Below are 12,476 nucleotides of genomic sequence, written 5' to 3' on the forward strand. Positions count from 1 at the left end.
TTCTAAAGTACTACAAAATTCAGAAGGGCCTCTTCGCAAACTCGAAGAAGCCCTTTCATTACATATTATTTAACAATAAAACCTATTAATGCCGATTAGAAATTACCTACACCAGCCTTATCCCACCATACATGAGTGCCACCTTTATCACCGGAGATCGAACCCGTATTCTCTTGGTTCAGCAGCTCGATACCTTTTTGATATTCCACGGTATTCGTATTATCCTCATTATCGGAATACAATAAACGACGAACCTGTTCATTCGTATCAATATCCCCATTACTCTTATTCACGCGGTTCGGGAATAATTTCGGATAACCTGTACGACGAAATTCCGCCCAAGCCTCGCAAGACAACGGGAAGTTCGCAATCCATTTCTGTGTGATAATACGTTGTAATTTCTTCTCATTAGTCGCACTCTCATCCCACTTAACCGTAATATCATTCTGAGCCTTGATGCTGTTTTGACCATTAACCGGGTCGACGAAGTCCTTTTGTGTTGTCGTGCCACTGATATAGGCATCGATCTCTGTTTCTGAAATTGAACTTACTCCGGCCAGACTTCCCTTATAAGCCAACTGATTCTTAATAGAAACACGGATACCTTGCTCATACAGTTCCTTCGCCGTACCTCCCATGTTACTCCAACCACGCAACGCACCTTCCGCACGCAAGAAATAACCTTCGGCTGCCATCATTACCGGTAAAGCTGTTGTATAAGAACAAACGATCTTCGAGAAGTTACCCCATTGATTCGGTTTAGCAGGCAAGTCACAGCCGCCACGAATACCTAAATATTGAGTACCGGATGCAATCGTCTTCCCATCCTCACATTCAACATCAGCTTGGTTCTTCGTCATATACAGCGGTAAGCGAGGATCTTGGAATCCTTCCAGTATCGTGGTTAAGTTAGCGTTCATGCCACTATCTCCCCATTCGAACATACGAGTTTGCTCATTACTCAAACTCTTATTGATCAATACATCCTGCTTTAAGATAGCGCCCTTGGCAGCCTCTTCAGCTTTTTGTTTAGCTAAAGTCGGGTCGGCCTTCACGATACGCAAGGCTGCACGTAGCTTTAATTGATTGGCTACTTGAATCCACATATCCAAATCGCCATTACACCAATAGTCGAATGACTGTCTCTCCTCCAATGTGGATTTCGGACTCTGGAAATCTTGAAGCGCTTTATCTAACAATTCGAAAATGGAGTTATAAATGCTCTGCTGTGTATCATAAGAGAACGAAGCACCATTTGTCGGATCTTCGATGCAAGACGTATAAGCTACCGGGCCGTAAACATCCGTCAACATCTGGACCGCATAAGCCTGAACAACACGCATCATTCCCGCATAGTCTGTCAATCCTTGTTCGTCACAAGAGGCGATCAAACGACGTGTATTATTGAATATGTGCAAATAAACATTCTCGTACATACCTCCACAAAAACTACGATTCAACGCATAATCCACGTTACCGGAACCATTGAAATTATGTGGTGTCATGAAATAACCGCTAAACAAGTCTACGTTCAAACTAAAGCAGTACTGGAACAAGTTCTGTTGCGGAGCATATACATAAGACAGCGGTTCTTTAAACTGCGCAGAGAAAGGAAGAGTGTTCGGGTCTACCTCATACTGATCGGTATTCAATGTCTCAAAATCGTCTGTACAGCTCACGGTTGTTAATCCTGTGCTAAAAGCTAAAGCTGATACAGCCGCATATTTTAGAATTCTATTTAGTTTCATAAGTAATACCTGTAAGATTTAGAAATTAAGTTTTAAGTTCAAACCAAAGCTACGGGTTGTCGGCAACGCAAACATATCGATACCCTGCCAGCCATTACCCGTTCCAGCAGCTACATCCGGATCCATCGGAGCATCCTTATAGAAGAAGAACAAGTTACGTCCAATGATAGAAGCGGTCAAGTTTTTACCTGCGCCAAACAAGTTGCGGAAGGTATAACCAAATGATAACTCACGCAAACGAACATTAGTTGCGTCATATACGTACTGGGAAGTCAAGATATTAGAGTTGTAGCTTGTACCACCGGTAGTTGAATAATACAATTGCGGGTCAAATTGTACTCCATCGACCTCTACAAAACCTGCGTCACGAGCCAAACCAGAACGTTCGGAAACGCCCCAACCATCCATGGTAGCCTCAGTCATCGACAAGACCTTACCGCCAACCTTCGCATCGATTAAGAATGACAACGTGAAATCTTTATAGTGGAAGGTATTAGTCCAACCCATGTTCACTTTCGCATTCATATCGCCCGCATAAACAAGATCTTTATTATCGGATCCAGCTAATACAGGGGCACCGGTATCAGAGACAATAGGCTTTCCGTTATCATCACGTTGTAAGTCGCGAACATAAAGGTCTCCGAAATGCCCACCTTCTTTCAAGAGCACTTTGGCACCTGTACAATAACTTGTCAGGTTCCACTCGGAAAGCTCGTCGGCCAACTCTATAATCTTGTTATTATTGTAAGAGAAGTTAAAGTTCGTGCTCCAGCTGAAATTATCCGTAAATTGATTATACCAACCTAGACTAACCTCGAAACCTTGATTCTGTACGTTACCAGCATTAATATAACGGCTCTTCAAACCAGTTTCCCATGGAGCGGAGATGTCAAAATATTGATTCTTGGTATTTGTCTTATAATAGGTCAAATTTACGTTGAAACGATTCTGGAAGAATGTACCATCAAAGCCGACTTCCAACGAATTTGTCTTTTCTGGTTTCAACGTACGGAAAGATGATTTTTCCGGCGGATTCAACGCTCCTTGATCTCCTAATGTATAACGCTCGTTGGTCACACCGATAGGCACATCGTTACCTACAATAGAATAAGAAGCACGTAACTTGAATAAATCCACGTTCTTGCCGAAATCAATAAATCTATCCAACAAAACACTTGCTCCAACAGACGGATAGAAGAATGAAACACCATCTGTAAACGCCAATGTTGAGGACCAGTCGTTACGGGCACTAACATCGATAAACAGACCTTCCTTATAACCAAATTGGGCAGTAGCAAACACTGAATTCAAACGTTTCTCGGCCAAAGTCTTTGTAGTCTGTAATTTATAATAGTTAGCCGGAGAGAAGATATTAGGATAGTAAGCACCACTTGTAATCACGCCCGCATCGTTAACAGAGAACTGAGAATCACCCCAACCGATCAATTCTAAAGAAGAACTTTTTGTCTTTTGGTAGCTTCCACCTGCAGTTACAGACAAAGAATAAGTATCCTCCCAAGTCTTATTATATTGGGCCAACAAGTCACCATAAGTCTGCTCGCTATTCACGCGTGTGTCTTTCATCGTACCCAGCAAGTTACGGCCTGCCGTACTAGACGCATATTCATTCAAGTTCCATGTCTCATCACCACGTTCATAGCGCAGGCGACCTGTAACGGAAAGACCTTCCATTATGTCATACTTGACACTACCGCCAAACTCATAGCGATTACGATAAGAAACCGGTTTTTGGCGATTCAACATCCAGTATGGATTGGAGAACTGCTCTTGAGCGGTATTTGTCCAATTGTGTACATTTATATTTCTTGTCCCATCGTACACCTCATAGTTACTCTTATAATAATCCCAGTCCTCTCCTCTTGGAAACAAGTAAGCGCCCAAAGTAGGATTACCCACATAACCGGCAGTCGGCTGGTTCTCGATATGCTGATTATTATAACGAGCGGACACGTCTACATGAAGTTTTGTCCATAGGTTAAAGCCAACCTTCGCTAGCAAGTTATGGCTCATATATGTATTCTCCGGAACAATACCATTAGAAGATACATTCGCATAAGAAAAATAAGATGAGATATTATCATTACCACCAGCCAACGAGATAGAGTTGTTGGTCGTATAGCCAAGATTATAATAATCCTTCGCATAGTTTGGAGAAGCAGAAGCAAGCTTATCGCCCCAGCTAAACGTTCCTTGGTTACTTACGCCATAAGAATTCTGGAACTTCGGTAACACCATCGGAGTCTCAACCGTCGTATTGCTAGATACATTTATAGCGACTTTTCCAGACTGCGATGACTTAGTCGTAACCATAATGGCACCGTTGGCAGCGACCGCACCATACAAAGCAGCGGCGGAAGCACCTTTCAACAAGGTAATCTGAGCGATATCGTCCGGGTTGATAGTAGACATGGCATCACCACCGTCACGACCACCACCATAAGATCCATCAATCTGTGAATCCGAGACATTCATCATCATAGGAACACCATCCACAACGATCAACGGCTGATTATTACCACTAATAGATTTATTACCACGGAACAAGATCTTGGAAGAACCACCCGCACCCGTAGAGTTCGGGGTAATCTGCAAACCAGCGCTCTTTCCTTGTAAAGAGTTGATCATATTCACATTCTTAATCTCGTTCAAGTCCTTACCGCCTACCGTTTGTGCGGAATAAGTCAAAGTCTTTGATTCACGTTTGATACCCATCGCCGTTACGACAACCTCATCCAAAGCCTCTGCGTCTGAAACCATCGTAACATCGATTTTCGTACGGCCATTTACAGGCTCCTCAATCGTTTTCATACTTAAATAAGAGAATACCAAAATAGAGTTTGCGTCAGCCTCCAAGGTATATTTTCCATCAAAGTCAGTAATGGTACCGGTTGTCGTACCTTTTACTAACACGTTCACTCCTGTTAGTGGCTCATTTAGATCCTTGTCAATGACGACACCACTAATCGTTAGTTTCTGTGCATATCCTGTAACACACAGAAAAAACGCCAATAATAAGATAAATGACTTTCTCATGAAAAATCGTTTTTGATTTAAGTGATTCTACATTTGTGCTTTTTTAATTTTCATACTCTTTTTAGAGAGATCGGGCTCTCTTTTCTTTCTTTTTTAGTGCATAGGCATTTACTCTTTTTTGTTTAAAGTTATTATTATGCTCATACGGAAATCTCTTTCTATTTAAAATCAAACGGTTCTATTTTAAATAATAATAACAACGTAGTATCATTAGAACTAAGTCGTTTTTCATATTTTGACAGACAAATATATATATAATAACTATACATACAAGTTAAAACGTAACAAAAATCAGTATGTTCCTCACTTTTTCAGGTGTTTGCGATAACACATAGTCAAATTTTCATCATGCCTCAATAAATTAAATATGTTAATTTGATTTAGTTCTAATGAAACTAACAACAAATTTCAATTAACATAATTTTCCTTCATTATCTTCTTCCTCCTATAACATCCAATCGCTATCTGACTATCATCTTGGAATAAAATTACAGCTCTATTTACAAGCTTCGAAAACAACTCAGTCAGGAAATTAACCATTAACTCTAATTTCTTCCACAAATATTCAATGATTTGCACAGATTATCTCTACATTTGCGATATATATATTAATGTATTGACTATGAACTGGACCCAGCTATTATCCGGCAAGCGTTTCGGGATGGAAGAGTATCACGAGCGGAAACATGAGAGAACTGATTTCCAACGTGACTATGACCGTTTGATTTTCTCATCCCCTTTTCGAAGACTACAAAACAAGACACAGGTGTTCCCCCTTCCGGGAAGTATCTTTGTACATAACCGACTTACACATAGTCTGGAAGTATCATGCGTAGGACGTTCATTGGGTAATAACGTAGCGAAAGGACTTATGCAAAAATATCCGGATGGCAGTATCAACTTCCCGGAGATAGGTTCCATCGTATCAGCCGCTTGCCTTGCCCATGATATGGGAAACCCTCCATTCGGGCATTCCGGAGAGAGAGCGATCTCCGCTTACTTCTCCGAAGGGAATGGGCGAAAACTAGAAGAGAAAGTACGGAAGGAACGGGGACGCTGGGAAGACTTCGTCCATTTTGAAGGTAACGCAAACGCCATGCGGTTGCTGACCCATCAGTTCATTGGACGCAGAAAAGGGGGATTTGCCTTAACATATAGCACATTAGCCTCTATCATCAAATATCCTTACGCATCCATCTATTCAGGAAAGAAAGGGAAATTCGGCTTTTTCCAATCGGAGGAGGGAAGCTATCTGCAAATCGCCCAAGAGCTAGGGATCGGACATAGCCCGGAAGCCCCGGACAAATTTCTTCGTTACCCGTTAGTTTACTTAGTAGAGGCGGCAGACGATATCTGCTATCAAATTATGGATATAGAAGATGCTTGCAAACTACATATCCTGACCACCGAAGAGGCCATACAACTATTATTGGGATTTTTCGAAGGAGAGCGGTTGGAGCATATCCGCAAGGTCATGCATATGGTAGACGATACCAATGAGCAAATCGCCTATCTGCGTTCTTGTATTATCGGGCTATTAGTAGATGAATGTTCCCGTGTCTTTTTAGAGAACGAGGAAAGCATCCTCAATGGTACCTACAGCACTCCGTTAATCAGTAACATATGCGATCAAGCCAAGCAGGCTTACGCTAATTGCTCGGCTACAGCATACAAGAAAATATATAAGGCAAAAGAAGTGCTCGACATTGAATTAGCCGGTTATCATATTTTCAGCCATCTGATCGACAGCTTGACCGAGGCCGTGATGAACCAAGAGCATGCTTACAGCAAGCTGCTCTTACAACGGATACCGGAGCAATACGACACGAAAGCTCCTACTACATATGGCAAGATACAATGCGTACTCGATTATATCTCCGGCATGACCGATGTATATGCGCTCGATCTATACCGGAAAATCACCGGTATGAGCCTGCCGGCCGTTTGATGTTGTAATAAAGTGTTAGAATTCTTCCCGGTACTTGCTTTCCATGCGATCATCCAAGATACTTAGATAGCTTTTATAGCGGGACTCACTGATTAGCCCATCGTTAACGGCTTGAATGACGGCGCAGCCCGGTTCATGACGGTGCGTGCAGTTATTGAAACGGCATTCTTCCGAGTATTTAAACAACTCCCGGAAATAATGGGAGATCTCAGCGTCCGCCATCTCGATCGTTCCAAATCCTTTGATACCCGGAGTATCGATCAAATAGCCTCCCCCGGGAAGAGAAATCATCTCGGAAAAGGTGGTCGTATGCATTCCTTTGTTATGATATTCGGAGATATCACCGGTACGGAGATTCACCCCCGGCACCAGTTTATTGATAATCGTGGATTTTCCGACACCCGAATGGCCGGACAAAAGCGTAATCTTATCTTTTAGATCCGCTTTCAAGGCATCCAAACCTTCCTCGGTCCGGGCACATAGCGTCGAACAGGGATAGCCAATCGAGGTATACAACTCGATTAAACACTCCAACGCCCTTTGATCCTCATTATTATAACGATCAATCTTATTGAAAACTAATTTAACGGGGACACGATAAGCCTCGGCGGTCGCCAAGAAGCGATCGATAAATATCGTTGTTGTTATAGGATAATTCACCGTAACGATCAGCATCGCCTGATCCAAATTCGCGGCGATAATATGCGATTGCTTCGATAAGTTAGAGGCACGACGGATGATATAATTCTTACGCTCCTCGATCTCTGTAATAAAAGCGGTTCCTTCTTTATTAATATCGATTACGACACGGTCTCCTACCGCGACCGGATTGGTACTCTTTATGTCTTTCAGACGAAAGTTACCCTTGATCTTACTCTCTATATCTCGCCCGTCTTCCGTACGGACCGTATACCAACTACCTGTGTTTTTTATTACCAGTCCCCTCATGAGAATTGAAAATTGAGAATTGAAAATTGAGAATTGGAATAAGGACTCAATGGGGTTCCTTAATTCTCAATTCTCAAGTTTCAACTTTCAATTATTTAAACGGTCATTACTTCTTTTTCTTTAGCGGCGTAAAGCTCATCGATCTTTTTGATAAACTTATCATGGATTTTCTGAACCTCTGCCTCGGCGTCTTTCTCTACGTCCTCGGGAACCCCATCAGACTTGATGCTTTTCTTCAAAGCCTCAATAGCGTCACGACGAGCGTTACGAACGCTGATCTTCGCATTCTCCGCCTCCTGCTTACATTGTTTCACCAATTGACGGCGACGCTCCTCAGTCAACGGAGGAATACCTAAGCGGATCACCTCACCGTTATTCTCCGGCGTGATACCTAACTCAGAATCCAGAATACCTTTCTCAATATCGCGGATGATCTTCTTCTCCCACGGAGTGATCATGATAGTCCGTGCGTCCGGAACCGTCACCGTAGCCACGTTAGTAAGAGGAACAGGCGCCCCATAATACATTACCTTCACACAATCGAGGATTTTCGGATTAGCCTTACCAGCCCGAATGTGAGACAATTGCTCGTCCAGATACTCAATGGCGAACGTCATCTTCTCTTCCCCTGCTTTGATCAATTGTTTCGTATCTATCATAAATATACGTTTTTTGTTTGCGAATCTTTTAATTAACAAAAGTAATAAAGATTTCCAACTTCGCAAACATATAATTAAAATACTCCCTAACAAAAGATTTATAGTACCGTATAAAAGCTTATCACCTTCACTGTTTACTTAACTTAGACGTAAAGAATAGTAAGTAGGCTACACCCACGCACAACACCAGCACCGCCCCTACTTGAGAAGCCAACATATCGGATGCCACGCCCATAAAGATCGGGAAGATCGTGCCGCCAAACAGTCCCATAATCATCAAACCGGACACCTCATTCTGCTTATTCGGCATAGAAAGCAGGGCTTGGGCGAAAATAATGGAGAAGACGTTCGAGTTTCCAAAGCCGATCAAGGCGATACAAGCATAGATGATCTCTTTCGAATGGAAGAACAGCAGACCGATCATCGCCAATAACATCAAGAAAACACTAAAGGCAAAGAATCCTTTCGGAGAGACTTTTCGCAAGATAAAAGCCCCGGAGAAGCATCCCGCCGTACGGAAGATGAAATACAGGCTCGTGGCGAAGCCTGCGTCGGCCAATGTCATGCCTAGACGTTCCATCAAGATCTTCGGGGCGGTCGTATTCGTCCCTACATCGATCCCCACATGGCACATGATACCGATAAAGCAAAGCAGGATAAAAGGCTTGCCCAGCAAAGCCAGACATTCGCCAAAGGTGGAGGGCCGCCCCTCCTCTTTGGTCTCATGGATAGTGGTAGCTCCCAATAGCAGGATAGCGATCACGGCGATCACCATATAGACCGGAAACAAGACACGCCAACCGAGTCCCATCGACGGTATCGCTTGGGTAGCCCCCCACATAGCGATATAAGGCGCCAAGAAGGAGGCGATCGCCTTCACGAACTGACCGAATGTCAAAGAACTAGCTAGTTTATCCCCGCTTACGATATTCGATAATAACGGGTTCAAGGAAGTCTGCATCAAAGCGTTGCCGATACCCAACAGGGAGAAGGATATCAACATGACCATATACGCGTCGTCGAAGATCGGGATCATTAGCGAAAGGAAGGTCACAATCAAGCTCAATAGCACGGTCTTTTTCCGCCCGATACGGTTCATCAACATTCCCGTCGGGACGGAGAAGATCAAGAACCAGAAGAACACGAGCGACGGGAAGATATTCGCCTCCGAATCACTCAAGCCTAAATCCGCTTTCAGGTAATTAGAGGCGATTCCCACTAAGTCCACGAATCCCATGGCGAAGAACGCCAACATCACGGGAATCAATTTCAAGGATGAAGTCTTCTCGCTCATGGCTTATAAATCTTTAGGGTAAGCAGGCCATGCGCCACTCTGCGTACAAACATAAGCGGCTACTGTTACCGCTTTCTCATGTGCCTCACGTAAAGGTTTTCCGGTTAAGATCGATGAAATAAACGCCCCGGAGAAAGAATCGCCGGCGCCTACCGTATCTACCACCTGTACCTTCGGGGTAGGAATCGTAGAGACCTCCTCCTCGGAAAAGATCGTACTATACTCCGCCCCGGCCGTAAGTACCAAATAGCGCAAACCATATTTCTTCATGAACCAGCGACACATATCCTCTATCGTGCCTTCCAGACCAAACATCGGGCGAAGCATTTCCAATTCCTCATCATTGATCTTGAATACGTTCGCCAATTCGAGCAACGATTCGATCAGCTCCTTCGAATAGAAATGCTGACGGATATTGATATCGAAAAAGCGCAAGGCATGACTAGGCATATAAGAAAGCAAGGTACGAAGCGTCTCACGAGATTCCGCGGCACGTTGCGCCAATGTTCCGAAGCATACGGCGTCCGCACGTTTCATCAGGTCGATAGACGCTTGGGTAAGAGGGATATGATCCCATGCCACACCTTCGATGATCGTATAGGAAGGGATGCCGTTCTTTAGCTCTACCATCACGCTTCCGGTCGGATATTCCACCGTACTGATATAATTACTATCGATACCGTTCTTATCCAATTCCTGAATAATCTCGGTTCCGAACACGTCGTTGCCCACGGCACTGATCGCGTAACCTTCCGCTCCTAATTGGGTAGCGTGATACACAAAATTAATCGGCGCTCCACCGGCTTTCTTCACTTCCGGGAAAACATCCCACAATAATTCACCAATGCCTACTACTACAGGTTTACTCTTTTCCATGATATATTTTGTTTTTAATTATTTGAAGGGATAAATGGTTAATGACGTAACCGTAAACGCTCCTCCCTTCGCATTGAAACTAATGCGATTATACGGCTCTTCCGGGAAGACTAGGTTGGTCATGACAAACTCTCCATTCCCGTCGAAGGCCTCTATGCTACAATTGTCTACCAACAAACGTAAGGTATATTCCTTAGCGGCGGAGATCGGGGCCGAGGTAGCCGTGGCGAATGTCTTGCTAAAATCCGTAGCCCCGCTGTTACGGCGATCCATCGTGAACGTATTATCCAGAAGATTATAATGCATCTCCACTTCCTCACCTTTCGAGTTAAACAATTGGAAACTCATGATATCGGCTCCGTTATTCTTAAACTTGATCTCGATCTCATAGGTTCCCATATGATCGGAAAGTATCGGATTGACCTCATGGGAACGGTCTACCTTGAAGGAACCTTTCTTCTGGGCTTTCCCTCTCAACTTCAACACCTCGGGAGACGGGGTGCTGCTCAAGTACGTCTGCCCGTTTTTCGTATAAAGAACCAAGTCGCGAGGAACCGAGTTCGCGCTCCGGTATTGCGAGGTCGGCACGTTATTCGCGTACTCCCAATTGCTCATCCAAGCCAAGGCGATCTTCCGGTCCTCCGGAGCGTTACTCCAAGTTACCGTAGCGTAATGATCCTTGCCGTAATCCATCCATTTGGTCAAGGCCGGAGATTCATTCACGAACTGTTTCCCATCGAACGTACCTACGAAATATTGGGTAGCGGAGCCGCCAAACGGACCGCCGGGATTGATATTACAGATCAAGACCCACTTCTTCAATTCCGTACCCTTCACCGGAAGCTCGATCAAGTCCGGGCATTCCCAAACGCCCGCATGCGCTCCTTGTCCTTCCCCGAAACTGCTCTCATACGTCCAGTCCTTCAAATTGGGAGAAGAATAGAGTTGCATCTCCTGCCCTACGGCGAGTACCATGATCCATTTATTGGATTCCTTATGCCAGAAAACTTTCGGGTCACGGAAATCACGTTGCGTAGAAGTAAGGATCGGATTCCGGTCATATTTCTTGAACGTCCGGCCGTTGTCCAAGCTATAGGCCATACTCTGCACTTGCCGGTCGCTGGCCGAGGTATAGAAAGCCACGATAGCGCCAGCGCCAAAACCGGCGGTATTATCCTTATCCACCACACAGCTACCGCTGAAGATCGTACCCAAGGCATCCGGAGCGATCGCCACCGGTTGATGCTCCCAATGAATCAAGTCCTTGCTGATCGCATGCCCCCAGTGCATATTCCCCCACATCGAGCCATACGGATTGTATTGATAGAACAAATGATACTCACCATCCTTGTATACCATGCCGTTCGGATCATTCATCCATCCCCAAGCCGGCGAGAAATGATAGGCCGGACGGAATTTCTCCCGGTTAGACGAATCAAACTGATCGGATAGCTTCATCTCTTTCCAGCAAAGAGCCGATTCCGGGGCAAGCTGGAAGTTGAAGGAGATATGCTTATCCGCATACCCCGAGAGATCTACCGGAACGAAATAATCCACCTTATTCACCGCCAAACGAACATTGAAAGTCCGTACCACGTCATTATCGACAATCATATATAACTTGGATTCCGGCGAGGACTCCTCGACCGGAAGCAACAAATACTTGGCTTGCGCATCCACACGGACAATGCTTTGTCCTTCGCCCAGATGCTTTATATCTATAGTACGTTCTGTCGCATATCCGGCCAACGGATCGACAGCACTTAATAAAACGACACCGACAGCCATACATAAACTCTTAAGAAGTCTCTTTGTTTGTTGTTTCATAAACGAACGGATTAAAGGATAATACAGTTTGATTCTCCGCCAAAATTAATAGGATTCTTCCGGATAGAAAAGCACTTATCCCCTAAAGATGGGGAGATATGACATTTGTGATAAAGATCGTA

At 44.3% G+C, this 12,476-nt stretch carries 8 protein-coding genes; 1 reads left to right on the forward strand and 7 read right to left on the reverse strand.

What is annotated here, in order from left to right:
• Nucleotides 1-95 precede the first annotated feature (95 nt).
• Together DW033_RS09360 and DW033_RS09365 are read right to left on the reverse strand one after the other, a co-directional pair.
• Nucleotides 96-1,748, reverse strand: a complete 1,653-nt coding sequence (locus tag DW033_RS09360) for a SusD/RagB family nutrient-binding outer membrane lipoprotein (protein ID WP_009016813.1) — start codon at nt 1,746-1,748, stop codon at nt 96-98.
• Between the two features lie 18 nt (nt 1,749-1,766).
• Nucleotides 1,767-4,802: a SusC/RagA family TonB-linked outer membrane protein gene (locus tag DW033_RS09365; RefSeq protein ID WP_048927092.1), complete on the reverse strand. Its 3,036-nt coding sequence runs from the start codon at nt 4,800-4,802 to the stop codon at nt 1,767-1,769.
• 622 nt (nt 4,803-5,424) lie between these two features.
• Between DW033_RS09365 and dgt the strand changes: the two genes are divergently transcribed.
• Nucleotides 5,425-6,750: a dGTP triphosphohydrolase gene (gene dgt, locus DW033_RS09370; protein WP_048927223.1), complete on the forward strand. Its 1,326-nt coding sequence runs from the start codon at nt 5,425-5,427 to the stop codon at nt 6,748-6,750.
• A 15-nt stretch (nt 6,751-6,765) separates the two neighbouring features.
• Here dgt and rsgA read toward each other — a convergent pair whose 3' ends face one another.
• The 5 genes from rsgA to DW033_RS09395 form a co-directional block, all read right to left on the reverse strand.
• Nucleotides 6,766-7,698 (reverse strand): ribosome small subunit-dependent GTPase A, encoded by a 933-nt coding sequence (gene rsgA / locus DW033_RS09375; RefSeq protein WP_048927091.1) that lies wholly within the window; start codon nt 7,696-7,698, stop codon nt 6,766-6,768.
• 95 nt (nt 7,699-7,793) lie between these two features.
• Nucleotides 7,794-8,357 (reverse strand): ribosome recycling factor, encoded by a 564-nt coding sequence (gene frr, locus DW033_RS09380; protein WP_005859749.1) that lies wholly within the window; start codon nt 8,355-8,357, stop codon nt 7,794-7,796.
• Nucleotides 8,358-8,484: 127 nt separating this feature from the next.
• Nucleotides 8,485-9,651 carry an MFS transporter gene (locus DW033_RS09385; protein ID WP_044545430.1) on the reverse strand — a complete coding sequence of 389 codons (1,167 nt, stop codon included), beginning with the start codon at nt 9,649-9,651 and terminating at the stop codon, nt 8,485-8,487.
• Nucleotides 9,652-9,654: 3 nt separating this feature from the next.
• Complete coding sequence (locus tag DW033_RS09390) at nt 9,655-10,527, reverse strand: carbohydrate kinase (RefSeq protein ID WP_044545429.1); 873 nt, start codon at nt 10,525-10,527, stop codon at nt 9,655-9,657.
• Nucleotides 10,528-10,545: 18 nt separating this feature from the next.
• On the reverse strand, nt 10,546-12,354 hold the full coding sequence (locus tag DW033_RS09395; RefSeq protein ID WP_057326150.1) for a DUF4980 domain-containing protein: 1,809 nt from the start codon (nt 12,352-12,354) through the stop codon (nt 10,546-10,548).
• Nucleotides 12,355-12,476: the final 122 nt, after the last annotated feature.

The sequence above is a fragment of the Parabacteroides sp. AF39-10AC genome (assembly GCF_003635405.1).
Taxonomy (GTDB): domain Bacteria; phylum Bacteroidota; class Bacteroidia; order Bacteroidales; family Tannerellaceae; genus Parabacteroides; species Parabacteroides distasonis.

Coding starts and splice junctions, on each gene's coding strand:
- DW033_RS09360 (WP_009016813.1), bottom strand. CDS start 1,748: ATGAAACTAAATAGAATTCTAAAATATGCGGCTGTATCAGCTTTAGCT.
- DW033_RS09365 (WP_048927092.1), bottom strand. CDS start 4,802: ATGAGAAAGTCATTTATCTTATTATTGGCGTTTTTTCTGTGTGTTACA.
- dgt (WP_048927223.1), top strand. CDS start 5,425: ATGAACTGGACCCAGCTATTATCCGGCAAGCGTTTCGGGATGGAAGAG.
- rsgA (WP_048927091.1), bottom strand. CDS start 7,698: ATGAGGGGACTGGTAATAAAAAACACAGGTAGTTGGTATACGGTCCGT.
- frr (WP_005859749.1), bottom strand. CDS start 8,357: ATGATAGATACGAAACAATTGATCAAAGCAGGGGAAGAGAAGATGACG.
- DW033_RS09385 (WP_044545430.1), bottom strand. CDS start 9,651: ATGAGCGAGAAGACTTCATCCTTGAAATTGATTCCCGTGATGTTGGCG.
- DW033_RS09390 (WP_044545429.1), bottom strand. CDS start 10,527: ATGGAAAAGAGTAAACCTGTAGTAGTAGGCATTGGTGAATTATTGTGG.
- DW033_RS09395 (WP_057326150.1), bottom strand. CDS start 12,354: ATGAAACAACAAACAAAGAGACTTCTTAAGAGTTTATGTATGGCTGTC.